This window comes from Actinopolyspora sp. BKK2, assembly GCF_011291845.1.
Taxonomy (GTDB): Bacteria; Actinomycetota; Actinomycetes; order Mycobacteriales; family Pseudonocardiaceae; genus Actinopolyspora; species Actinopolyspora saharensis.
The window spans coordinates 71,839-95,237 of the sequence record NZ_JAANTE010000006.1 but is presented as its reverse complement, the minus strand read 5'-3'; the positions used below and the strand labels follow the sequence as shown (position 1 = coordinate 95,237).

At 69.2% G+C, this 23,399-nt stretch carries 23 protein-coding genes; 6 read left to right on the top strand and 17 right to left on the bottom strand.

Annotated features, from left to right (window positions below; genetic code table 11):
• Nucleotides 1–738: 738 nt before the first annotated feature.
• A complete protein-coding gene (locus tag G9Q41_RS14215) occupies nucleotides 739–2,043 on the top strand; it encodes a citrate synthase (RefSeq protein WP_092524318.1) in 1,305 nt (434 codons plus the stop codon).
• 110 nt (nucleotides 2,044–2,153) lie between these two features.
• On the opposite strand, the gene G9Q41_RS14210 is transcribed toward G9Q41_RS14215, so the two are convergent.
• The 9 genes from G9Q41_RS14210 to G9Q41_RS14170 all read right to left on the bottom strand — a co-directional run bounded on the left by G9Q41_RS14210 (nucleotide 2,154) and on the right by G9Q41_RS14170 (nucleotide 10,259).
• On the bottom strand, nucleotides 2,154–3,350 hold the full coding sequence (locus G9Q41_RS14210; protein WP_347567545.1) for an ABC transporter permease: 1,197 nt from the start codon (nucleotides 3,348–3,350) through the stop codon (nucleotides 2,154–2,156).
• Nucleotides 3,347–4,258 (bottom strand): ATP-binding cassette domain-containing protein, encoded by a 912-nt coding sequence (locus tag G9Q41_RS14205; RefSeq protein ID WP_165632883.1) that lies wholly within the window; start codon nucleotides 4,256–4,258, stop codon nucleotides 3,347–3,349. The genes G9Q41_RS14210 and G9Q41_RS14205 overlap by 4 nt, the downstream gene beginning before the upstream one ends.
• Nucleotides 4,259–4,776: 518 nt before the next feature.
• The gene (locus tag G9Q41_RS14200; protein ID WP_165632885.1) at nucleotides 4,777–5,238 is read right to left on the bottom strand and encodes an Imm1 family immunity protein; all 462 of its coding nucleotides are present in this window, start codon (nucleotides 5,236–5,238) and stop codon (nucleotides 4,777–4,779) included.
• Complete coding sequence (locus G9Q41_RS14195) at nucleotides 5,235–5,975, bottom strand: DddA-like double-stranded DNA deaminase toxin (protein ID WP_165632886.1); 741 nt, start codon at nucleotides 5,973–5,975, stop codon at nucleotides 5,235–5,237. Before G9Q41_RS14195 ends, G9Q41_RS14200 begins: the two co-directional genes overlap by 4 nt.
• Nucleotides 5,976–5,985: 10 nt before the next feature.
• The gene (locus tag G9Q41_RS14190) at nucleotides 5,986–6,234 is read right to left on the bottom strand and encodes a hypothetical protein (protein WP_092524310.1); all 249 of its coding nucleotides are present in this window, start codon (nucleotides 6,232–6,234) and stop codon (nucleotides 5,986–5,988) included.
• Nucleotides 6,235–6,351: 117 nt separating this feature from the next.
• Nucleotides 6,352–7,935 (bottom strand): FAD-dependent oxidoreductase, encoded by a 1,584-nt coding sequence (locus tag G9Q41_RS14185; protein ID WP_165632888.1) that lies wholly within the window; start codon nucleotides 7,933–7,935, stop codon nucleotides 6,352–6,354.
• Nucleotides 7,936–8,014: 79 nt separating this feature from the next.
• Nucleotides 8,015–9,043, bottom strand: a complete 1,029-nt coding sequence (locus G9Q41_RS14180; protein ID WP_165632890.1) for an NADP-dependent oxidoreductase — start codon at nucleotides 9,041–9,043, stop codon at nucleotides 8,015–8,017.
• Nucleotides 9,044–9,216: 173 nt separating this feature from the next.
• Nucleotides 9,217–9,435, bottom strand: coding sequence for a DUF397 domain-containing protein (locus tag G9Q41_RS14175; RefSeq protein WP_165632892.1), 219 nt, complete (start codon nucleotides 9,433–9,435; stop codon nucleotides 9,217–9,219).
• On the bottom strand, nucleotides 9,432–10,259 hold the full coding sequence (locus G9Q41_RS14170; RefSeq protein ID WP_165632894.1) for a helix-turn-helix transcriptional regulator: 828 nt from the start codon (nucleotides 10,257–10,259) through the stop codon (nucleotides 9,432–9,434). The genes G9Q41_RS14175 and G9Q41_RS14170 overlap by 4 nt, the downstream gene beginning before the upstream one ends.
• Nucleotides 10,260–10,478: 219 nt before the next feature.
• Between G9Q41_RS14170 and G9Q41_RS14165 the strand changes: the two genes are divergently transcribed.
• On the top strand, nucleotides 10,479–10,922 hold the full coding sequence (locus G9Q41_RS14165; protein ID WP_207631078.1) for a hypothetical protein: 444 nt from the start codon (nucleotides 10,479–10,481) through the stop codon (nucleotides 10,920–10,922).
• A gap of 118 nt (nucleotides 10,923–11,040) precedes the next feature.
• On the opposite strand, the gene G9Q41_RS14160 is transcribed toward G9Q41_RS14165, so the two are convergent.
• From G9Q41_RS14160 to G9Q41_RS14130, 7 genes are all read right to left on the bottom strand, one after another.
• On the bottom strand, nucleotides 11,041–11,472 hold the full coding sequence (locus tag G9Q41_RS14160; RefSeq protein ID WP_165632896.1) for a hypothetical protein: 432 nt from the start codon (nucleotides 11,470–11,472) through the stop codon (nucleotides 11,041–11,043).
• Nucleotides 11,465–14,374 (bottom strand): FtsK/SpoIIIE domain-containing protein, encoded by a 2,910-nt coding sequence (locus G9Q41_RS14155; protein ID WP_092524300.1) that lies wholly within the window; start codon nucleotides 14,372–14,374, stop codon nucleotides 11,465–11,467. The genes G9Q41_RS14160 and G9Q41_RS14155 overlap by 8 nt, the downstream gene beginning before the upstream one ends.
• 344 nt (nucleotides 14,375–14,718) lie before the next feature.
• Complete coding sequence (locus G9Q41_RS14150) at nucleotides 14,719–14,970, bottom strand: hypothetical protein (protein ID WP_092524298.1); 252 nt, start codon at nucleotides 14,968–14,970, stop codon at nucleotides 14,719–14,721.
• A gap of 4 nt (nucleotides 14,971–14,974) precedes the next feature.
• Complete coding sequence (locus tag G9Q41_RS14145; RefSeq protein ID WP_026152045.1) at nucleotides 14,975–15,235, bottom strand: hypothetical protein; 261 nt, start codon at nucleotides 15,233–15,235, stop codon at nucleotides 14,975–14,977.
• Nucleotides 15,236–15,489: 254 nt separating this feature from the next.
• Nucleotides 15,490–16,011 carry a hypothetical protein gene (locus tag G9Q41_RS14140; RefSeq protein WP_207631080.1) on the bottom strand — a complete coding sequence of 174 codons (522 nt, stop codon included), beginning with the start codon at nucleotides 16,009–16,011 and terminating at the stop codon, nucleotides 15,490–15,492.
• Nucleotides 15,992–16,597 carry a PRC-barrel domain-containing protein gene (locus tag G9Q41_RS14135; protein WP_165632899.1) on the bottom strand — a complete coding sequence of 202 codons (606 nt, stop codon included), beginning with the start codon at nucleotides 16,595–16,597 and terminating at the stop codon, nucleotides 15,992–15,994. The genes G9Q41_RS14140 and G9Q41_RS14135 overlap by 20 nt, the downstream gene beginning before the upstream one ends.
• Nucleotides 16,598–16,822: 225 nt before the next feature.
• Nucleotides 16,823–17,566: a DUF4232 domain-containing protein gene (locus G9Q41_RS14130; RefSeq protein ID WP_165632900.1), complete on the bottom strand. Its 744-nt coding sequence runs from the start codon at nucleotides 17,564–17,566 to the stop codon at nucleotides 16,823–16,825.
• Between the two features lie 800 nt (nucleotides 17,567–18,366).
• Between G9Q41_RS14130 and G9Q41_RS21580 the strand changes: the two genes are divergently transcribed.
• Genes G9Q41_RS21580 through G9Q41_RS22730 form a run of 4 tightly spaced genes read left to right on the top strand, consistent with a single transcriptional unit; the run spans nucleotide 18,367 to nucleotide 22,698 of the window.
• Nucleotides 18,367–19,287, top strand: coding sequence for a multidrug resistance efflux transporter family protein (locus G9Q41_RS21580; protein WP_165632901.1), 921 nt, complete (start codon nucleotides 18,367–18,369; stop codon nucleotides 19,285–19,287).
• Between the two features lie 12 nt (nucleotides 19,288–19,299).
• Nucleotides 19,300–20,535 (top strand): glycosyltransferase, encoded by a 1,236-nt coding sequence (locus G9Q41_RS21575; protein ID WP_347567546.1) that lies wholly within the window; start codon nucleotides 19,300–19,302, stop codon nucleotides 20,533–20,535.
• Nucleotides 20,536–20,548: 13 nt separating this feature from the next.
• Nucleotides 20,549–21,517 (top strand): alpha/beta hydrolase, encoded by a 969-nt coding sequence (locus G9Q41_RS14120; RefSeq protein ID WP_165632902.1) that lies wholly within the window; start codon nucleotides 20,549–20,551, stop codon nucleotides 21,515–21,517.
• The gene (locus G9Q41_RS22730) at nucleotides 21,514–22,698 is read left to right on the top strand and encodes a glycosyltransferase family 1 protein (protein ID WP_165632903.1); all 1,185 of its coding nucleotides are present in this window, start codon (nucleotides 21,514–21,516) and stop codon (nucleotides 22,696–22,698) included. The genes G9Q41_RS14120 and G9Q41_RS22730 overlap by 4 nt, the downstream gene beginning before the upstream one ends.
• A gap of 193 nt (nucleotides 22,699–22,891) precedes the next feature.
• Here the strand turns inward: G9Q41_RS22730 and G9Q41_RS14110 are convergent, their stop codons facing one another.
• Complete coding sequence (locus tag G9Q41_RS14110; RefSeq protein ID WP_165632904.1) at nucleotides 22,892–23,374, bottom strand: peptidase inhibitor family I36 protein; 483 nt, start codon at nucleotides 23,372–23,374, stop codon at nucleotides 22,892–22,894.
• Between the last annotated feature and the right edge of the window lie 25 nt (nucleotides 23,375–23,399).

Sequence of the window (23,399 nt, the reverse complement as noted above, 5' to 3'; positions counted from 1 at the left end):
GTAGCGGATCGCGGTTGTGTCTTTCACACGAAAGTGCAAAGTGGACACGACTTTGCGTGACCCTGGAACACGCCAAGTGATCATGAAACACTTTTGTGAAAGTTAGTCACGTACTGGTGGCCGCGCGATGATCACGCGGGGTGCAAGTTACTGACGGGTTGGCGGGTTTCGCTCGCGGGGTCCGACCGGAGTGCTCTGGGAGTCGTTGTGCTGTGAGTGCGTTGCGGTGCTGAAACGCTTCGGTGTTCGCCTGTTCGGGTGGTTCTTAACTCTTTCGAGTGAGCGCCGAGGCAGCACTTCTGAATTGTGATTCGAGTCACTGCTGATGCCTCGAGTGGGGGTCTCGCGCGGGGAGGACTTCGGCCGAGAAGATGAACGCGTAGCGCGATCCGCCGAACCCGGAGTGTCGCGTTCGGACGGGTTGCCGCCGAGCACGGCCGGCGGCATGCTGTTGCGGGATCGGCCGTATCGGTGACGTGGGCGACCGCCTTTCGGGGGGATCGGGTGTGATCGTGGTCCCACCTGCCCGATTCGACTAACACTGTTGCTGCGTGAGAGGCCTTTCGCGGTCTAGCGTGACTACCGACAGGACCCCAACGGGGTGGTGCTGCGGCGGTTCGGAGGATCCCGACCGGCGTGTGCGCTCGATCGGGAACGGGTGACCCCGGCGCCTCGGGTGTCGGTCGTACCGCTGGTCGGCGGCAGCCCCACCCCCGATTGAGCGCGAGAGGTTCCCGAATGCCCGACGACGCGACCGCCAAACGCTCCGTCGCGCTGCGCTACGACGCCGGCGAACACGAGATGTCCGTGACGGCCCCCACCGAGGGCACGCCCGGCGTCAACCTGGACAAGCTGATGGCCAAGACCGGTTTGGTGACGCTCGATCCGGGCTTCGTCAACACCGCGGCCTGCGAATCCGACATCACCTACATCGACGGTGAAGCGGGGATTCTGCGGTATCGGGGTTATCCGATCGAGGAACTGGCGAGCAACTCCAACTTCGTCGAGGTCAGCTACCTGCTGATCTACGGTGAGTTGCCGACCAAGGAGCAGTACGAGGACTTCGCCGACCGGGTCCGCAGGCACACCCTGCTGCACGAGGACCTGCGCAAGTTCTTCGACGGATTCCCCCGGGACGCGCACCCCATGCCGGTGCTGTCCTCGGCGGTTTCCGCGCTGTCCACTTTCTACCAGGACAGCCTCAATCCGTTCGACCAGCAGCAGGTCGAGCTGTCCACGCACAGGTTGTTGGCAAAGCTGCCCACGATCGCCGCCTACGCCTACAAGAAGTCCGTCGGCCAGCCGTTCCTCTACCCGGACAACTCGCTCGGTCTGGTGGAGAACTTCCTGCGGATGACCTTCGGGTTCCCCGCCGAGCCGTACGAGGTCGACCCCACGATGGCGCGGGCGCTCGACATGCTGTTCATCCTGCACGCCGATCACGAGCAGAACTGCTCCACCTCGACCGTGCGGATGGTCGGTTCCTCCGAGGCGAACCTGTTCGCCAGCACCAGCGCGGGCATCAACGCGCTGTTCGGGCCGCTGCACGGCGGTGCGAACAGCGCCGTGCTGGAGATGCTGGAGGGCATCCGGGCCGAGGGCGGTGACGTCGACTCCTTCGTGGAGCGGGTCAAGAACAAGGAACCCGGCGTGAAGCTGATGGGTTTCGGGCACCGGGTCTACAAGAACTACGATCCGCGCGCGCGGATCATCAAGAAGACCGCCGACGAGGTGCTGGAAAAGCTCGGGGGCGACGACCCGTTGTTGGACATCGCGTTGAAGCTGGAGGAGCGCGCGCTGTCCGACGACTACTTCATCGAGCGCAACCTCTACCCGAACGTCGACTTCTACACCGGGTTGATCTACAAGGCGATGGGCTTCCCGACGAAGTTCTTCACCGTGCTGTTCGCGCTCGGCAGGCTGCCGGGCTGGATCGCGCACTGGCGCGAGATGATGGACGACCCGGCGCGCAAGATCAGCCGCCCGCGGCAGGTGTACACCGGGTACGGCGAGCGCTCCTACGTTCCGATGAACGAGCGCTGAATCCTTCTCGAAACCGTTGCGTGCGCGAGAGCGGGCCGCCCGGGACCGACTGTCCGAGCGGCCCGCTCCTTTCTCGCTCCGTTCGCGCCTCCGGGCGCGTCAGGCGCCGGTCAGGACGCCCGCAGCGCGTCCTTCACCCGGACCCTGGCGCCGGTGCGCAGGATGGCGTTCGAGTAGATCCGACCGCCCAGCCAGAGCACGGCAGCGCTCGCCACGAGCGAGAGCACCACCGCCAGCGGTGCCTCCCACGGTGCTGCCACGCCGAGCGCCAGCCGCATCGGCATCAGCACCGGCGAGAAACCGGGAACGAAGGACAGCACCTTCCCCAGCACGCTGCCCGGATCGCCGGGGAGCACCGAGATTCCCACCAGGAACGGCACCACCAGCGTCATGATCACCGGTGTGATCACGCTCTGCAGGTCCTCCTGCCGGGAAACCAGCGAGGAAGCTGCCGCGAGCAGCGTCGCGTACAGGAGGAACCCGAGCAGGAACCACACCAGGACCCAGCCCAGCAGTCCCGCGACGGCCCCCAGCGGCAGCGTCAGGGTCGCCGTGGCGCTGACCGCGACGAGCCCGACCACCCCGATGGTCGCGAACTGGATCAGCCCGGTGAGCCCGATTCCCAGGATCTTCCCGGCCATCAGCTGAGTGCTGCTGATGGTCGACAGCAGCACCTCGACCACCCGGTTGGACTTCTCCTCCACGACGCCCTGAGCGATCATCTGCCCGGTCATGATCAGGAACATGTAGAGCAGGAAAGCGGCCACGAACGCGATCAGCAGTCGCTGTGCCTGCTGCGGGGCGGAGGACTCCAGGTTCGTGGTCGTGACTTCGACCTTCTCGGCCTGCCCGCGGACCTGGCCCGGGTCCATCCCCGCTTCGGCCATCGCCTCGTCCAGGGAGCGCTGCTGCGCGATGTTGGCCAGCATGTTTCGCAGGTCGGCGTGGTTCCCGTCCTCGAAGACCAGCTCCGGTTCGGTGGACGTGCCGGTCACCAGCACGTCCAGCTCACCCTCGCGGACCAGCTCCTCGCCCCGCTCGCGGTTGCCGACCCGCTGGAGCTGCCACCCGGTGTTCTCGGGAGTGCCCGCCCGGAGTGGCTGGGTCAGCGAGCTCGCCTGCGGCGTCACCCCGATGCTGGTGCTGCTCCCCGACGCGTTCGAGTTCCCGATGAAGAGCATCAGAGCCGGGTAGGCCAGCACCACCAGAAGCATGAACAGCGTTCCCAGCACGAACGCCCGCGTCCGCACTCTGGTCAGCAGCTCGCGCCGGGCGACCAGCCACACGGTGTGCAGTGTCGATTTCACTCGTCGGTCTCCTCGGTTACGACGTCGCGGAACAGCTCGGTCAGGCTCGGGCGGGCCCTGCTGAACTCGTGCACCGGCCCGGTGTCCAGCGCGGCACGCAGGACCTGCTGGTCGTCGGCCGTCTCGTCGAGCTGCAGCGTGGTGTGCCCGTTCGCGCTGTCCACGACGCTGACCCCTGGCAGTCCCTCCGCCCAGTCGGCGGGGGCCTGCGGGGCGTGCACGGTCAGCTGGGGCGGGGCGCTGGACCGCAGTTCCTCGACGGTGCCGTCGGCGATCATCCTGCCGCGCCGCACGATCCCGACCCGGTCGCAGAGTCGCTGCACCAGTTCCAGCTGGTGACTGGAGAAGATCACCGGCACGCCGCGGTCGCGCATTTCCCGCAGCACGTCGCTCATCACCTCGACCGCCACGGGATCCAGCCCGGAGAAGGGCTCGTCGAGGATCAGCACCGCGGGGTCGTGTATCAGCGCGGCGGCGAGCTGCACGCGCTGCTGGTTGCCCAGGCTGAGCTTCTGCAGCTGGTCCCCGCGCCGTTCGGCGATTCCCAGCCGCTCGGTCCACCGGTTCACCGCGCGAGCGGCCTCGGCGCGGGACAGGCCGTGCAGCTCACCCAGGTACTGGAGCTGCTCCAGGACCTTCATCTTCGGGTAGAGTCCGCGCTCCTCGGGCATGTAGCCGATTCGGGTGCGGACGGTGCGGTCGATCGGGGCGTCGTCGTAGCGGACATCCCCGGAGTCCGCGGCGAGCACGCCCAGCGCGATCCGCATGGTGGTGGTCTTTCCGGCGCCGTTGCTGCCGACGAATCCGAGCATCTCACCTGGTCGCACGGTGAGTGACATCTCGTCCAGGGCAACGACGTCCCCGTAGCGTTTGGAGATCCGGTCGACCTCCAGCGCGCCTTCGGGCACGGGACACTCCTATTCGGTAGTCGAGCAAGGAACCGTCCCGCTTCAGTGTGGGTGCGCCGCCGGATCGGTGCCGTCGCCGCGTCTCTGCCCCCAGCTGACGCGAGACCGTTTCGTGAAAACCCTATCGCCGAGCCCGCCCCTGACGAGCGCTTTTACCGAATCGGAAGACGACCGTGCTGTGGGGAGGGTCCGCGCGGCCCAGGCCGCTGCTCCGGGTGGCCCACGGCGCGGCGCGGCGCCGCCGCAGGCGAGGGGGATCCGAGGAGCGCGCCCCGGGGTCTGACGGGGCGCGGCTCGGGTGAGGACATCCCCGCGTGCGCGGGGCCTACTTGGAGTGCGCCGAGTGGATGCCGGCCCAGGACGGTCTACCCCCGCGTGCGCGGGGCCTACCGCGACGTGCCCACACCGCGCGGTGTCGTGTGGGGTCCATCCCCGCGTGCGCGGGTCCTACACTCGGTGACCTGCGATCTTAGCAGTGCTTTCCCGCTGCGGGAACCACTTCCGTTCCGCGGCGGAGGTCAGTACCACTGGCCGGGCTGCCACTGCACGCAGGTGGGGCGCTGTCCGGTGCGGCAGTACTCGGCGATGGCTTCGCGTGCCCGGTCCAGCGGCAGCGAGGCCGAAGCGGGGAAGAACAGCTGCCCTTCGGGATCGAACAGCAACGCCGGTGTGTCCTCGGTGGCGTGCGGGTTGTGGGAATCCACAGCCTCACCGTTGACCGCTTCGGGACGTGCGTCCATGTGGTTGAGCGCGCTCCAACCGTCGTCGGGAGCGACGGTGATGCGAAGTCTCGCGCATGGGAAAGACGGACCGTTCTCGTCGCGGAAGCTCAGGCAAGGCCTGTCCCAGACGTAGATCTGGGAGTACCGCGTATCGAGGACGGTCTCCACGAGGTCGGCGGTTTCCTCGAGGGTGCGTGCGTAGTGGAACTCGTGGCCGAGGATTCCGGTTATGACGGTCCCCGTGTCGATGGTGGTCATGGTGTTTCCTCTCCACGTATTTCGATGGGACGTGACTCTCCTGGTTCCCACACGGCCAGTGTTGATCCACGAGGCAGGATGGCTCGTACCGCAGCATGGCAACCCCACGGATCAGGACACATGCGATTGTTCAGCACGACGACGCCGTAAGTCTGCCCTGCTTCTTTCATCCGTTGGGCGTACTTCGCTTCGACGTGGGTGTCGACGACCGGAGACGCATCTCCTCGATGTGGGGGGCACACGCTCGACGTGTCGAGAGTGAGACGTATGCGGTCGGACAGTTCGCGATCTCGACCACTGACCAGGATCTGTTCGTTGCCGTCCTGGTCGTGGATGAGTCCGGTGGTTTGTCCGCCGGTGTGGTCGGGGAGTCGTGCGCGGATGTGCTCGATCCAGGAGCGGTCTCCGGCCGTGTCGGTGGGCACCCGCGGGAGCGTCGAGGGGTGCGGCAGGCTCGGCGGGGGTTGCTCGGCGTGCATGCCGAGTTCGGCGAGGTAGTTGATCAGGTGCCCGCGGGTGGTCTCGCTCAGGGCGAGCACGTCGTCGATGAGTTCGCGGGTGTGTTCGAGCAGGGCCCTTGCCTCGGCCAGTTCGGGCGAGGTGCTGCCCGGGTCGATCTCGTCCAGGGTGGGCAGGGCGTATTCGGTGACCCAGGCCCGGGCCTGGTGGAGTTGTTCGGGCGGTACTCGTTCGAGCATCCCGCCGAGGGTGTTGCCCAGTTCCTCCACAGCGGACATGGCGGGCTCCCTAGTAGACCGTGGTGCGGAGTCGGGTGTGCTCGGCGGCCCGTGTTGCGGCCTGCGCTGCTTCGCCCGCTTTCTCGGCCGCGATGCCGAACAGCTGCAACGCCTGGTGCACCTCCTCGTTGGTGCTGGTTCCGGCTGTTCGGTGCAGCTGCCGATGCAGTTCGTCGAGCGTGGTCCAGGATTCCCGGAGCTCGCCTGCGGGGACGGTGTCGGTGAGTTGCTGGAGTCGGTTCCGGATGTCGTCGAGCATCGCCGCTCTCCTACCAGCCCGGTCCGACACTCGGACCGCACGCGCAGCCCGCGCCCTCCCGCAGGGTTGGGCCGGTGGGGTCGCGGTGCGCGCGGCCGAGGGCCGCGGCGTCGACTCCTAGAGCAGCACGCCGCGCAGGGCTCGGGTGACCACCTCGTCCAGCTCACCCAGGGCTGCGGCGCGTTCGGAGGGGGCAGGTTCCGCGCGGAGCCTGCGGTCCAGCACGTCGGCGGCGTTCAGGGCGCCCTCGTGGCGCACCGCCCACAGGACTTCGGCCACGGTGGGGGAGTGGCCGTCCAGCGCGCGTTCGGCCAGGTTCGGATCGAGCTCGTGCAGGGCGAGTATCCGCTCGGCGTCCTTCCCGTAGTGCGCGACCAGCTCGGGCGGGGCCTCCACCCCGTCCGGGGTGTGCGTGTCCGTGGCACCGACCAGCCGGAGCGCAGCGGTTCCGCTGGAACCCGCGCGCAGCCCGGTGGTGCGCACCGCGGTGTCGACGGCCTCCTCCGCGGCCTTCCGGAAGGAGATCGGCCCGGAGCTCGCGACGGTGACGACCCCGTCGGGTGAGATGTGGCTCCCGTGCCCGGGGAAGGCCCGGGCAGCCCCGCCGCGTCCCGTCCGCGGCGTTCGGCGCAGGACGAGGCGCTCTTCCTCGTGGACTCCCGCCAGGTGCTCGGGCGACAGCCGCGTTCCGAGCAGCCCACCGCCCGACTCCAGCAGCTCCGCCCGCTCGGAGGCCGACAGCCCGGCGGGGGCGGTGCCTGCTTCCCGCGGGGCGCCCTCGGTGGTCAGCGGCCCCAGGGACAGCCGCCCGTCGCCCAGGGGCAGGATCTCGAGCGGGCCGCTGCCAGGGCCATCTCCGGACGAGATCACTCCCGCGCGGGCGGTGTCGACGGTGTCGGCGGCCAGCAGCAGCCAGGAGTCGCGCAGCACGCGCGCCCCCGGCACCTCGACCAGCTCCCGCGCACGCGCCCCGGTGGCGTTGACGACCGAGCGGGCCCGCACGCGGATCGCGGAGTCGCCGAGCCGATCCAGCACGTCGGCTCCGTCGCGGTGCAGCGCCGTGGCGCGCACCCGGGGCAGGATTCGCGCGCCCATCCCGGCCGCGGTGCGGGCCAGCGCCACGACCAGCCTGGCCTCGTCGACCGGTTGCCCGGTGAATTCCAGCAGCCCGCCGCGCAGGTCCTGCCTGCGGAGCGCGGGGACCAGCGCTCGAGCCTCGGCGGGAGGCACTCGACGCGTGGCGGGCAGCGCGCTCGTGCCCGCGCGCCCGCGCGGCGCCTCCGCGCTCCGGAGTCGGGTGAGCAGCGCGAGCTGGTCCGCTGTGGAGATCTCCGCGCCGAAGGGGGTGAGCAGCGGCAGGGTGCGGAAGAGGTGCGGGGCGGTCCGGTTCGCCAGCGAAGCCAGCTCACCGGCTCGGGCGCGGGCGTGGGCGAGTTCCTCGGGAACGAGCCGGGGAGGTGCTCCGCGGGTGGACCCGCGGGACCACCGGGAGGAGTTCCGGGCGAGGTCCTCCTCCTCGACGAGCGCCACGGACAGCCCGCGCGAAGCGGCGTCGAGAGCCACCGCCGTCCCGGTGATCCCGCCGCCGACCACCAGCACGTCCGGTCGCGCCCCGCCCGCGAGCTCGGCCAGTTCGGCGTCGCGCCTGGAGGCGTTGAGCGAGGTGGCCCGGAAGGGGGCGGACGGGCTGGATGTGCTCATGCGCTCGCTGGTCCTCCCGCGGGGTTGCCTCCCGGCCGGTCCACGTCGACCGGGGACCGGCCGGGCCTTCGCGGAAGGATCAGACGTTGACGATCATCTTGCCGGTGTTGTCCCCGCGCAGCACGCCGAGGAAGGCCTCGGGCGCGTTGCGCAGCCCGTCCACGAAGGTCTCCTCGTGGATGAGCTTACCCTCGCGGACCAGCGGGGCCACGTGCTCGAAGAACTCGCGCTTGAGGTGGCCGTTGTCGTTGACGATGAAGCCCTGCATGCTCAGGCGCTTGGTCACGAACTGGAACATGTTGCGGGGCCCCGGCTGCGCCTCGGTCGCGTTGTACTGCGAGATCGCCCCGCAGGCCGCGATCCGGCCGAAGTCGTTCATGGAGCCGATGGCCGCCTCGAGGTGGTCCCCGCCGACGTTGTCGAAGTAGACGTCGATGCCGTCGGGGGCGGCCGTGCGCAGCTGCTCGGCCACGGGGGCGTCCTTGTAGTTGAAGGCCGCGTCGAAGCCGAACCGCTCGGTGACCAGCCGCACCTTCTCGGCCGAGCCCGCGCTGCCGATCACGCGTTCGGCCCCGTTGAGTTTGGCCAGCTGGCCCACGAGCGAGCCGACCGCTCCGGCGGCTCCGGAGACGAAGACGGTGTCGCCCTGCTTGAAGCGGGCCTTGTCCATCAGCCCGGCGTAGGCGGTCATGCCCGGCATCCCGAGCACGCCGAGGAAGGCGCTCGACGGCAGGTCGTCGGCCACCGTCGTGGCCTGGGAGGCGTCCACCACGGCGTACTCCCGCCAGCCGAGGCTGTGCAGGACCTGCTGCCCGGCGGAGAACTCGTCGGACTCGGAGCGGACGACCTCGCCGACGGCACCGCCGTCGAGCGGCTTGCCGACCTCGAAGGGAGCCACGTAGGACTTGGCCGCGCTCATCCGCCCGCGCATGTACGGGTCGACGCTCATGGCCTTGTTGCGCACCAGGATCTGGCCCGGTCCCGGTTCGGGGACGGGAGCCTCCGCGATCTCGAAGTTGTCCGTTGTCGGCCATCCCTCGGGGCGGGAGGCGAGTCGTACCTCCAGGGCCGTGGCCGGGACGGAAGAGTCGCTCACCTGAACCTCCATATTCGAAACTACTTCGTACCGTAATTTTACCCGCGTCGCGGTGTGGTTGCCACGCGAGTGAGTGCCTTCGATCGTACCGACCGGTCGGTCTTCGGGGTGCGCAAGTGCCGAGGCGCGACCCGGCGATGAGGCCACGGCTGCGCACGGGACAGGGCGCGCGGAGAGCCCCGGTCTCAGGCTGAACCGAGCCGTCCGGCCTTGACCTCGTCGAGGAAGGCGGCCCAGGCCTCACCGCTCAGCGCGAGCGCGCCGCCGTCGCGGTCCTTGGTGTCTCGCACCCTCCGGGCTCCGCCGGGAAAGCCGGCGACCTCGACGCAGTTTCCGGTTCCGGTGCTGTAACTGCTCCTGCGCCAGCTCGGGGCAGTTAACGCGGTGCGGGTCTCGGTGGTCATGGCAATTCCTCGAGCACGTCGTGGATGAGGTCGAGCGATTCCCGTGGGGACAACGCCTGGCTCTGCACCGAGGCCATCGCGTGCTGATAGCTGCGGATCACGCCATCGCGCTCGTGCACCGTCCAGGACGTCACGCCGTCAGCATAGACGGCTTCCGGGGTGGTTTCCTCGGGCCACTGGATGATTACGAAGGAGTCTCCGAGCGCCGCGTGCGCGTCTGCGGTGAACGGGACGATTTGAATGGTTACGTCCCCTTCGCTGATCGTGCTTTCGAGATAGCGCAGTTGCTCGCGCATGACCTCGGTTCCGCCGATGCGTTGCCGGATGGCGGCTTCCCCGAGCACGGCGGTCAAGCGCACGCCCTCGCGGAGGCGTTGCTGGCGACGCATCCGCAGTTCCAGGTACCGGTCGATATCGGACACTCTGATGTGGGGCGAGACTGCGGTGATGATCCGCTCCGCGTAGGCGCGGGTCTGGAGCAGTCCGGGAATCAGATGCCCTTCGTAGGTGCGTATCCAGGAGGCGTCCGCCTCCAGCTCGATGAGCATCTGCACGGCCTCGGAGAGGATGTCGCCGTAGTCCTGCCACCAGCCGGGTTCCTCGGCCTTGCGGCGGAGCGTGTCCAGCTGGGCGGTCGCTTCCGCAGGGATCTCCAGCGCTTCTGCGGTAGCCGTCAGCACCGGTGGCGTCAGTTTGGACTTGCCCGCTTCGATCTTCGACCAGGTCGCTTGGTGAAGACCGAGGGTCTTCGCCAGTTCCGTCCCGGAGAGTCCGCTCCTCTCCCGGTAGCTCCGCAACTTACTGCCGAGGCGGCGACTGCGCACCGTTGGTCTCATAGTCCGGTTCTTCCCGTTTTTCCGCTCTCACTCGTCCGAAGGATTTCATGCTTCGAATAATGCATGACAGTATACGAAGCATGTTAAGTAGCTAACTGTGCACGGTAGATCACGAAAAGAGAAGGGGTGAAGGTGCCCCGTTCGTGCCGACAGCGGAAGCGATCAGTGAGCGGATCCCGTCCGGGAAGACGATCAGGAGGAGCATCGATGAGCACGCGGCTACGGTCGGAAAAACCCGCCGACACACAGCACGACCACCGACAGACGCAGAAGGACACGAGCTCACCGCACCGGCCGGACTCGTGCGGACATCCGCTGGACGCCCTGGTTCCCGACCCCGCGGGGATTCCGCCGCTCTGCGACGAACCGAGGTTCGTCGAACTGTTGGCGGGGATGGTCGCCGACCACGCTCCGCTCGTGTTCGCGATCGTTCAGGAATACGGCGAACGAGTGGACGGCCGCATCGTTGCCTGGGGAATGCTCCTCGAGGACGGCGCCGAGGTCATCGCCCTCGACCGCCGAGCGCGCATGAGTCTGCGAACCCCCGAAGAAGCCCTGCCGCTCTTCCGCTTCGGCAGTCACATCGGGAGCCGGCTGATTTGGTTCGACCCGGCGGCCGGGACCGTGCTCGACGAAGATCAGCACGGTTGATCGTCGGAGACAGCACCACGAACGGGCGACGCTTCCACGACGGGGGTCGCCCGTGCAACCCTTCCCATGCTCGAACGGACGACATCTGGCCGAGCGGGGGAGGAAAGCGTACTCAGTACTAGCGACGCCCCAGCCAGCCGGTGGGTAGGAACCCCGAACCCGACCAGCGCTTCTGACCGACCGCCTCGTGCAGCTCCATGTAGGCGCTCTGCACCGAGCGGATGGCCTCCTCGGCCGAGGTGGGCTCGGCCGCGGGATCGGGAGGGGGGAGCTGGGTCACCTGCATCCAGCGCTCCTCCCACAGCGCCTCCTTGGCCGCGTTCCAGCGGAGCCGAACCCCCTCGTCCACCTGGTCCCGCTGCTGTTGCGCCTGCTCGACCCGGTCCCGTTCGGTGGCCAGCTCGTGCTCCAGCTGCTCGGCGCGCTGCCGCTCCCGCTCGCTCAGCCGCTCGGCCGCCTCGGTGGCCAGCGCGGTGATCTCCTTGTAGCGCTCGGCCGCCCTGGAGGCCCGCTCCGCGGGCTGCTCGGGCTGCTCGGACTGCTCAGTCACCCGTTTCCTCCCCGACGTTGGACACGACAGCGTCCGAACCGCGCGGACGCGGGACGTGCTCCTGCTCGTCGAACTCCGGCTCCGGCATCCGCTCCTCGAGCATCCCGGACAGGTCGAACGGGAGGACCACCTCGGGATGCGAGTGCGTCGAGCGGTCGAAGAACAGTCCGCGATGGGCGCGCGGGGACCAGGTGATCAACTGCCCCGCCGCCAGCGGCGCCAGCTCCTGCCCCTGCACGTCGAAGGCGACCCAGGCCCCCACGTCGTCGGCGGGCCCCATGCCCAGCGCGTTGCGCAGCCGCTGGACGCTGCGCCACCAACCGATGGTGTGCACCCCCGCCTCGGGACCCTGCTTGAGGATCTTGCGCAGCTGGTCCAGCCCGCTGAGCCGCGTCTGCGGGTCCTTGTTCTCCAGCAGTGGCTGGGCGGCATCGGCCCCGTAGAGCAGCAGGCAGTGCTTGGCCGCCCCGGAACCCTTCGAGCTCGAGTCGGCCCGCTCGTCGAGCAGCGCGGACAACCGCTGCAGGGTGTCGTTCAACTCCCCCGTCTCGACGAACGAGACCTCGTGCCCGTTCCGCCGCAGCGTCGTCTCCAGCGCACGCGCGTGCTCCGCGCTCTCCTCGACCAGCCCCGCGATGGTGAACTCGACGTCGCCGGGCACGAACTGCGCGGCCAGCGAGAGCGCGCTCGCACCCAGCACGGCCACGGCGTCCTGCTGGGCCGAACCGAGCACGGCCAGGTTCCGGCCGGGGGAGCGCCCGAACGGCAGTGCCGCTGCCGTGCCCCGCACGTCGATCACCTGGCCCAGCAGCACCTGCGGGGACCGGGCCGGACCGGGGCGCAGCGCCTCGTAGTCCTCCAGCTCGGAGAGCCGGGGCAGATGCGAGCCGTCGAACAGCCGCGGAGGCCGCGCGTTGCGCCTGCCCGTCTCCCACAGGTGCCGCTCCCACAGGTCCGTCTGCAGCGAGTCGAAGGTCTCCGAGGCCGTGGCGTCCGGGATGCGCGCCACCTCGTTGCCGTGCTTGACCCCTGAATCGTGGTTGACCACGGCGTGCCAGCGCGGCAGCTCCAGCGCGGTCGTGTTGTTGTCCACCAGCACCCGCCGGGCCTTGGGCAGGGCGATGCGCAGGATGAACTGCTCGAAGATGGCCGGTTTGCCCCAGAACGCCTCGATGCCGGACACGTCCTGACTGGCCAGCACCAGGTGGATCCCCTGGGAGCGCCCCCTGCGGGCGACGTCCTCCAGCAGCGTGGCCGCCTGGGTGGACACCGAGTCGCGTTCGGAGAACAGGTACTGGAACTCGTCGATCACGGCGACGATCCGGGGCCAACGCCCCTGCGGATCGCGCTGGCGCAGCTCCTCGAGCTTGGTCACCTCGCAGGCCTTGGCCGCGTCGGCCCTGCGCCGCATCTCCGTGGCGAGGAAGCGCAGCAGCGCCAGCCCGAACTCGCGGTCGGTGTTGACGTTGACCCCCACGAGCTTGGCGTGCGGCAGCCAGCTCGGATCCCTGCTCCCCGGGGTGAACTGGGCGAAGGACACGCCCTCCTTGAAGTCGAGCAGGTACATCTCCAGCTCGTCCGGGCTGTACCGGGCGGCCAGCGCCCCCAGCATCCCGTACAGGAAGTTCGTCTTGCCCGAGCCGCTGGGACCCCCGACCAGGGTGTGCGGGCTGGAGTCGCCGAGCGAGATCCGCACCGGCTCCCCCTCGAAGAACCCCACGGGAGCGGTCAGCCCGGAGGTGGAGTCGTTCGTCCAGTACTGCTCGGGAAGCAGGTCGGAGAAGGTCCGCACCCGGGAGCGCCTGGCCTGGAACGCTTCCGAGATCGCCGAGCACGCCCTGCTCACGCGTTCCCGCGGCGGAGTCTCGTCCGGAGCGATCGCCAGGTGGGCGCCGGTCATGCTGCTGCGCGCGCTGTTCGGACCGGTCAGGGTCACCGACTCCAGGGCGTTGTTCACCGTCATGGGCAGGTCCACGACGATCAGCTGGATGCCGCAGGACAGGCCGTTGCGGGCGACGCGCTGCAACTGCTGCTGCTGTTCCTCCTTGAGCGGTTCGCCGTCGCCGAACAGCACGGCGATCCGCCAGGGCTCGCCACGATGGCCGGTTTCCTCCACGAGGGACTTCAGCGAGGTGTGCCCGCCGAGCAGCGCGGTGGTGTGGATCCTCCTGATGTGCTCGGCCAGTTCCTCGAGGAGGTCGTCCAGCCGCGTCGGATCGTGCGCCGTGAGCAGACCCGAGCGGGTCAGGGGGAACAGCCCGGGCAGGGTGCCGGTCAGCCGTGCGGTGTCCCAGACGTGCACGCGCACCAGTCCCGGCTCGTAGTACGAGAGCACGCGCAGCAGCAGGTTCTGCACGAGGTGCTCGGCCGCGTCCCGCGTGGCTTCCTCCGCGTTGGCGGACCGGCAGGTGATGCGCAGGTTCGACTCGTCGAGCAGCGGAACCGCCGCGGGAAAGCCGGGGGCTTCGGGAGCGGCCGGGGCGTGTGCGGCGCCGATGCGCCACAGCTCGGGAGCGGGGGTCTGGGCGGTCGCGGAACCGATGCTGCCCAGCCACTCGCGCCACGGCGCCGAGGCGGTGCCGGGGGCCGCTTCGGCCATCAGCTCGGTCAACCGCTCGGGGCCCTGCGCCGTCCACCGGGAGAACACCTCGGCCCGTTCGGCCAGCGCCTCGTCCAGCGCCGTCCGGAACTCCGGTTGCTCGGACCCCTCGAACGAGTCCGGATCCCCTGCCGCAGCGGAGACCCCGTGCTGTGCGATTCGCAGCGCGTGCTCCTGCTTGGCCTGATCCGACCGGACCCGCGCCACCTCGTTCTCGGCCGCTCCGAGGGCCGTGGCCGCGGTGGCGCTGAGCCGGTCGAAGGCCGTCTGAATCGCGTTGCGCCGCTCGTTGCGTTTCCGCACGCCCCACCTCGGTACTCGCATCACTGACCGTAAGCAAAGTACCACTGATCAGCCCGTGTGGACGGCGGTGTGACCGGTTACTCGCGACGGGACACCGGAGCGCGGGAGCGGTGCCCCGGTGTCGTCCGCTCGGCCCCTCGCGGATGGTCGCTCGGCGGGAACTCGCGCGGGACGCCGGCGGCGCCCCGACATCGGGTGGTGCTCCGCACGACGTCGGGACCGTCCTCACGGGAGCGACGCGGGAGAGGCCGCGCAGGTGTCGGTGACCGGGATGGCGGTTACGGCGCGGTCGCGCCGCGGGAAAAGCCCCGCGAGCACCGACTGCTGAGGCGAGCGAGACCCGGTCACAGTCCGGCTGCGAACTGTCTGATCGTGTCGGCCACCTGCTCCACCGTGGACAGGGTGTGCTCGATCTGGTCGTCCGCACGGTGCAGCCCCGGGGGGACCACCGTCTCCGGGTTGTCCGGATCCACTCCGCGCAGCGCCGATTCCGCCTGGTGCAGCGCGGTGCGGGAGGTGGCCAGGTGGCGCTGGGTCTGCTCGAGCTGATCGCTGACCGTCTGCAGTGCCTGCTGGAGTTCCTGAAGTGCCGACACCGCGTTACAGCCGTCCCGCGTAGTTCTCGGCCGAGGTGATGCTGGCGTTGATCGTGCCCTGAACCCCGTTGAGGCTCTGCGCTGCCTCGGCGAGCATCCCGTAGGCGTGCTGGATCTCCTCCTGCCCGCTGCCCTGCGTGGCGTTGGCCAGCGCCTGCTGGGCCTCCTCCAGGCTCAGGGTCGCCTGCTGCAGGGCCGCCACGCTCTCCGAGGCCTTCTGGTTGGCCAGTGCTATACCGGCGCGGACCTCTTCCACACCTGCCATCGAACTTGTCCCCCTCCGGGTGATCGTGTTCCGATGCCACGCCTCGATTCGGCGCGCTCGCGTGGACACCGATGTCGATCACCAAAGTAGCGTTCCACCACGGTGCTGCCGATCTCAGGTTGGCACTCGGCGCGTTCGCCCGAAACGTCCGTACGGAGGTCACTTCCGGCGACTTCGGGGGAACCGCTCCGCGGCGGTGGGCGAGCGCGGCGAACCGCGCTCCGCACCGGAGCGGGGGGCGGGGAGAGGAGTCCTCAGGGGTCGAGGTGATTCCCGGGGTGTCCCTCCGACCTGGAGGGCTGGGCCGGGCTCTGGTGGGAGGGACCGGTCAGCGGTCCCGCCTCGGCGGCTGAGGCCACCTCACCGGTGAAGCCGGTTTCCCCGGTGGTGCTCCACGCCTCCACGAGCACTCGTTCCCCGCGCGCGACCAGGGAACCGACCAGTGCGGGGTCGTCGATCACGGTCCAGGCGCTCGGCGGTTCGCAGGAGACGCGAGCTCCGGTGAAACCGGGTCCGAGAGCGTTCAGCAGCTCCCGCACCGCTCGGGAGAGGGCGGCGGCCTGGTTGCCCGACGCCGGAGCTGAGGTGGTCCGTGCCAGCGTCACGGAGCGGCAGCCGGGTTCCTCGTCGGAGCAGTCCACGGACTGCACGATCCGCCCGTCCGTTCGCCGGACCAGCTCGGAACACGCCCGGCGTGCCGTTTCCTCGTCCTCGGCGCCGACCACGACAGTGGTCAACAGCTCCACAGCGAACTCGTCAGCCGTCACGGTCGTCATTGTCCCGCAGGCTGTCGCCGGCACGGTCGGGTGTGGCCTCCGGAGGCGGGGTGCGGGCTCGCGCGTGGTGTTGTTCCGGAGGGGGCCCGTCCGGAGGCGTCGCCGCTCCGGAACGGGCGGATTCGGAGGAGCTGCCCGGAACGGGGAAGTGCTCCTGGCCCGGTGTCGTCATCGCCTCAGGTGGGCAGCTCCGGCTGCGGGCGTGGGAGTCCCGCGCCCGGGACTCCGCAGTGGGGCGGCTTTCCGGGAGCCGGGGCGGCGGCACTTCCGCGTTGTCGACGCCGTAGTGCTCGTAGAGTCTGTGCCCGTCCCGATTGGAGAGGTGGCCGTGCTCGACGTCCACGCTCGGGGCCGTTCTGACCTGGCGCTTCGAGAAGCCGAGCAGCAGACGTCCCCGACTGAGGACGGCGCCGTGCAGCGGGGCGAAGTTCTCGCGCATCCCCAGCGGGCCGCTGCGGACGGTCACCCAGTCGGCCCGGTGGCTGCTGTCGTCGACGTAGACGTCCCCGACCCGTCCGATGCGCTCCCCGTCCCGGTCGTGTACCCGGATGCCGAGCAGGTCCTGTGCGTGCGGCGCTTCGCTCATGGCCCCCGCCTCGGTCGTGCTCGGGCTGACGAGTGTTCCTCCGCCGCGGTCAGTTCCGCGTTCCACGCTGCCCGGTTTGTCGGGTGAGCGCAAATCCTGCGGGCTCGTTCCGCCGGCGCGGAGGAGCCGGGGCGGGGGAGCCGGGGTGGGGGGAGTCCCGGCGGAGAGGACGCGGGCGCGGCCACTTCGCACGGGCACCGGTGCACGCGGCACCTGGCGAGCGGTTCAGCGGAACGCCGTCACGTCCACGTCCCCTCCGCACACTCGGCCGAGGTTCCAGTCGAGCCGGAACGAATCGGTTTCATCCGGAGGAGTGACCCTGACTCCTGCCGGGACCGGTTCGCAGGAGCTGCCCGCCGGATCGGTACCGGTCGGAACGACGCCCCAGTGCAGTTGCGCCGAGGAGGTCTCGTCCGGAGCCAGCCTGAGGGTGCTGGGCCCCGGATCGGCGGTCCTGGACACGTCGGTCGGCAGCGGGGATCCGGACTCGTCGAGCAGTTCCAACCCCGGGTAGCCGTAGAGCGTGCACGTGCTGTCCCCGGTGTTGCGCACCGTCAGCTCGGCGTAGCGCTGTCCGGCCCCCGGGTGGCCCCGCTTCAGGGAGCCGTCCAGCGACCCGGTGTGGCAGCGGCTCACCGGAGGGGGGTGTTCGGTGCTGGTCGGAGTTCTGCCGTTGGACTCTCTGCTCTCCGAGGGCGAGGAAGCAGTGGAGCTCTCCGTCGGGCTCCGCCCCGTCCGCTCTCCGGCAGTCGAGTCGTCGGTTCGCGTGCGGGACGTCGACGTGTCCGCCGCTCCCGCGACGGAGTCGCCGGACGCGCCCATCGCTTCGCCCGCCGCGTTGGACAGCTCGTTCGCGGAGCCGGCCTGCTGTCCGCATCCGGCGAGCAGCGCTCCCGTGAGCAGAGTCGTCGTCGCCGCGAAAACGCGGAGACCGAGACCGTTCCGTCCATTCCGTCCGTGGGGAACCATTGCGGCACCTCTCATCGCTACCGGTTTGGTCGATTCACCGTTGATCCGTTTCTCCGTCCCGTAGGACGTGTCGGCTGCCCAGGGGTTGCTTCCGTAGTACCGAACTGGGCGAGATCGTCTTCGGTGCCAGTCCGGTCCGGTTCACCCGGGTGTGCCGCGGGCCCGTCGTCGCCCGTCGTCACGTGGTGGGCTGGTCCGGTTCGGGCGCGGGAGGTGATCGAGCTGCGCGTGTGCCGGTGAGTTCGTCACGCCGGGTCGCCGAACGGGCTCGCCGCGTGTTTTTCCCTCTTTCGCGTAAGTGGGCTCGCTCACCGCGGACCGTACTCCCCGATTCGGGGGAATGCTGCCCGCAGCGGCTCGCGTGGAGGCGAAACTGCTGGTGTGCGCGCTACAGCGCGGGCAGGGGCGCGTTCGGGCGGTGGTCCCCGGATGAAGTGAATCGGCATCATGCCGGGGACGGGTGTTCTACAGTCGTGCGCGTGAGCGTCCGGGCTCGGCTGAGCCCGGGGCGTCCCTGAGAGCGGCGCGATGTGCTCCGGGGAAAGTGGGGGATCGCCCCGAAGTGGAACGATGTGCGATACGCGAGATTTCAGAGGAGCACGAACGGCCGGCTCCGGGAAGCTTGAGGCGGAACCTTCCGGTCGGAGTTCTCGTCGATTCGGAGTCTGCGGCGGTGTTGTGGAGGATCGTGGTGGAGACCCGGGAAGGTGGGTTGTTCCCGGTCCGGGAAATCGGAGAACCGAGTGGGAACGGTGGCTCGTGGTGCTGGATGATGCGGCTATGAGCGGACGAGACCTGATATGACCATGTTCGCGGTTGTACTCGCGGCCGTGGCGGCCTTCGGATACGCCTTCGGAGCCCGCCTGCAGCACGGTGCGGTCCACGACACGATCTCCGGACGGAGACTGGGGGTACGTAACCAACTGCGCCTGGTGCGCAACACCAGATGGCTGCTGGGGTTGATCTGCCTGGCCAGCGGCACCGTCCTGCACGCGCTGGCGCTGGGGCTCGCTCCGCTCAGCGTGGTACAGCCGCTCGGGGTGCTGGCCCTGCCCATCACCGTGCTGCTGAACTCCGGTGGGAACGCGGGTGAGCTGGGCAAGCTGCCGCGCTCCACGATCGTGGCGGTGTTGATGAGCGGCGGCGGTGTCGCCGCGTTCGTCTTCCTCGCGATGCGCAGCGCCACCCCGACCTCGGTGACTTCGGAAGCGGCCGTGACCGCGATCCAGCTCGTTACCGTGACGGTGCTGGTGTGCGGGGTGGTGGCCCTGCTGAGTCGCAGCTCGGTCCGCTGCGTGGCCTACGCCTCCGGCTGCGCCGTGGCGTACGGTCTCGTTTCGCTGCTGCTTCGCGCGGTCTCCCAGCAGGTGACCTCCGGAAGGCTCGCCGAAGTCGAGCTGTGGTTGCTGCTCGCCATGGTGGTGGCGGTTCTCATCGGCGGGTGGTTGCTGCAGCACGCCTACGCGAGCGGCCCTCCCGACCTCGCCGTCGCCTGTCTGACCGTTATCGACCCGCTGGTGGCCGTGGGACTCGGCATCGGTCTGCTGGGGGAGGCCGATGCGGTCGGCACGTCGACCGCGATGGCCGAAGTGGTGTGCGCTGCGATCGCTTGCGCCGGTGTGTTCGCGCTTGCGCGCTACCACCCGGACAACCGGAGCGGCGTTGCGCCTACCGTGACCGAGGACGGCGACCGCCGGGTCACGTCGATTGACAGTTCGTAATGGGAGTAGCAGGTGACTTCGCAACCAAGCGGCCGGCCACTGCGGATCGTGATCGGTGCCGTCATGTATCCGCCCGACGTCAACGGTGCCGCTAGCTTCGGACACCGGCTCGCGACGGGACTGGCCGCACGTGGCCACGACGTGCACGTGATCTGCCACGCCGCGGACCGGAGAACGCAGACCGCGGTCGAGGACGGCGTCACCGTTCACCGGGTCGGCTCCTACGCCACTCCGGTCCACCCGACCGCCAGGATGTGCTCCCCGTGGCGCGCCTCTTCCGAGGCGAGGAGACTGCTGGCCGAGATCCGACCGGACGTGGTGCACGTCCAGTCCCACTTCTTCATCGGCCGCGGAGTGATCAACGCCGCCCGCAGGATGAACATTCCGCTGGTGGCGACCAACCACTTCATGCCCGAGAACATCTTCGGGTACCTGCCGATTCCCGGAGCGCTGAAGTCCGTTACGGCCAAGGTGCTGTGGCGGAACCTGGTCAAGCACTACCGCAAGGCCGCGACGGTGACCGCGCCGACCCCGCGCGCCGTTCGGCTGCTGCAGGAGAACGGCTTCGACAAGCGTGCGCTGCCGATATCCTGCGGGATCGACATCGACCGGTACCGCAGCGCCGCGGCCGAGCACCGGGAGCAGCACCCCTGCCCCGAGGTCAGGACCGTGCTGTTCGTGGGCAGGCTCGACGAGGAGAAGCACGTCGAGGACCTGTTGCGTGCGATGTCGCTGCTGCGCACGGACGTGTCCACTCGCCTGGAGATCGTCGGGGACGGCAGCAGGAAGGAGTCCCTCGAGCAGCTCGCCGCGGAGCTCGGCATCGCCGACAGGGTGTGCTTCGCCGGGTTCGTCGACGACGAGGAGCTGTTGGCCGCCTACGCGCGTGCCGACGTGTTCTGCATGCCCAGCATCGCGGAGCTGCAGAGTCTGGCGACGATGGAGGCCATGTCGGCGCGCACGGCCGTGGTGCTGGCCAACGCGATGGCCCTGCCCCACTTGGTTCGACCGGGGAACAACGGTTGGCTCTACCCGCCGGGGGACGTCCACGCGTTGGCCAAGGCCATCGACGAGATCGTCAGCGACCGCGCGACCGTCGACAGCATGGGGGCCTTCAGCGAGCAGATCATTGCCGAGGCGCACGACATCGACGCGGTGCTGGCCAGGTTCGAGTCGGTTTACCGGCATCTGATCGATCCGGGCAGGGCCGACGACCCTGTGGAGATCCACACCGAGATGGCGAGCTGAGGGACGTTTCGTGGTGCGTGAGTCGACAACCGTGCCGAACGGTTCCGGGGAACTCACAGCCGGGGTGAGCCGTTCGACGTTTTCCGTGCTGGGCAGCGACCTGAGCGTCTGGCGGTACAGCTCGGCTGCCGTTCTCCCGGAGGGATACGAGCAGGACCACCCCGCCGCGAGCGGGAACGGGGACGCGGCTCGGGACTCCGGCAGCAGGTTGATCATGCTGCACGGGCTGCGCGGCACCCACCACGGACTCGGGCTGATCGCGGGCTCGTTGCCGGAGCGGGAAGTGCTGATTCCCGACCTTCCGGGGTTCGGCGACTCGGGGCCGATGACCGCGGGCAGGCACGACGTGGCCGGGTACGCGCGAGCCGTGGTGGAACTGCTCCGCGAGCTCCGTTCGGACGGGGAGCGCTTCGATCTGCTCGGACACTCCTTCGGTGCGGTGGTGGCCGCCGCGGTGGCCGCACGTGCCCCCGAGCTGGTTCGCAGGATGGTGCTGGTCAACCCGATAGCCGTTTCACCGGCCCACGGGGCCTCCTCCGTGCTCACTCGGATCACCTCCGCCTACTACCGCTTGGGCGAGCTGCTGCCCCGGAGGGTGGGGAGGGCCCTGCTGTCGAATCGGTGGATCGTGCTCGCAGCGACCCGCGTCATGCTCCGCACCCGTGACTCGCGGGTGCGTCGGTTCGTCTACGACAGCCACCTGCGGCATTTCAGCCGTTTCCACAGTCCGGCGCTCGTGGTCGAGAGCTATCGTTCCTCGCTGACCGCATCGGTCGAGGACCACGTCGAGCGGGTGCAGGCGCCCACGCTGTTGATAGCGGGGGCCACGGACGAGATCGCTCCGCTCGACGGGCAGCGACGACTGGTCGGCCGGTTCGCGGACGGTAGGCTGCGGGTGCTCGACGAGGTCGGCCATCTCGTGCACTACGAGGCACCCGAGCGCGTTGCTCGGGAGGTCCGCTCGTTTCTGGACGAGTCGTGAGCGGAACCGGGGACGACACGCGTTCGCCCGCCGGGGGGCGCGAAGACGGTGCGCGGGACGCGGACACGCGGATCTTCGTCGATGCGCGCTGGACGCGTACCGACTTCCCGGACGGCATCAGTCGCTACACGGCGGGACTGGTCGAGGCGTTGCACCGGATCCACCCGGTGACCGTGCTGGTCCACGACCCCGCCCAGCTCGGATTGCTGCCCGCGGAGGTTCCGCACGAGTTGATCAACAGCCCGTTCTCGCCGCGGGAGCTGTGGTTGTCGCGCACCCTGCACGGGCTCGGTGCCGAAGTGGTGTTCAGCCCGATGCAGGTGATCGGTGGCTTCCGGCGCCGCTACGCGCAGGTGCTCACCCTGCACGACCTGATCTACTACCGGTATCCGAAACCCCCCGAGTTCCTCCCGCTGCCGGTGCGGGTCGTGTGGTGGCTGTTCCACCAGGCCTGGTGGCCGCAGCGCGTGCTGCTCAACCGCGCAGATCTGGTGGTCACCGTCAGCGAGACGACCAGGGGACTGATCGAGCGGCACCGGTTGACCCGGCGGCCCGTCACGGTCGTTCCCAACGCGCCGACGGCTTCGTCCGCAGCGGGCGCCGCGAGTTCCGGCGGCGCGGAGCGGACGGGTGAGCAGGACGGACAGGGCGAGCAGGGAGGTTCTCCTTCCGCGCTGTTGTACATGGGCTCGTTCATGCCGTACAAGAACGTCACCACGCTCATCTCCGCGATGGACGGGCTGCCCGGATACCGGCTCCACCTGTTGAGCCGGATCGACCCGGACAGGCTGCGCTCACTGCGGGAGGTGGTGCCCGACGGGGCCGACGTGGTCTTCTGGAACGGTGTGTCCGAAGAGGACTACAGGAGACTGCTGAGGAACGCGGCGGCCCTGGTGACCGCTTCCAGGGACGAGGGATTCGGACTCCCGCTGATCGAAGCCATGAACGCGGAAACCCCGGTGGTCTGCAGTGACATCCCGATATTCCGCGAGGTGACGGGTGGGCACGCGCAGTTCTTCGATCCGGATTCGGTTTCCGGATTCATCGCGGCCGTGCGCTGCTTCGAGGATCCGGAAACCAGGGCGGGAACGGTCGAATCCGCGCGTGCCCACGCCGCGGGTTTCACCTGGGAGGAGTCCGCGCGCAAACTCCACGATTCGATTCGTCGGCTGGTTTCGTGACGTGGTCCCGGCGGGACTTCGCCGGCTCGGTCGTGCCACGGGGCGTCCCGCGCTCCCCGTAGTGGGTGGTCGCGAGAGCATCACGAGAGGTCCCGCGGCGACGTCGGTCAGCGACGAGATCGCTTCGGCGCCGTTCCCGGAACCGAACACCACCTCCGGCAAGCACTGTTCCGGTAACGCCAGTCCCCTGCGCTCAGTGCGTCCAGATCTTGAAGGCTCTTACCACGAACGGGGAGCGCGGAACGAAACTTCCCTCCGGGTAGGTGCTGAACTCACCTCTGGTTCCGCAGTGCGCGTCCTGGTACACGGTGACGGGGCGGTTCAATCTGTTGACGAAGGAGTGCGCCTCCAAGTCGCCGCTCAGCGGGACGCACTCCTCCATGTTGGTCGTACGCAGGTCGGCGGAGTGCGGACTTCCGCCGTACTGCTGCTCGGGCCAGGCGCAGAAGACACCGGACTCGCACTGCGCCTCGTCTTGCGCGGGGTCCTGCGCGGGGCCGGAAGCGGCCGCGGCCGGAGCTCCCAGGGCCACCGCCGCCAGAGCCAGCACCAGTGGGGTGCACCTCGCCCGCAACCGCCGCGGTGCTGCCGTCCAGGGGCGCGTGCGCTCCCCACCGGTGAGTTCTCCGCCGGTGAGTTCTCCGCGGGAAGTGGTCACACGTGAAGCGAGTTTCATGCGAAATGGATCCTTTCCGGTCGTG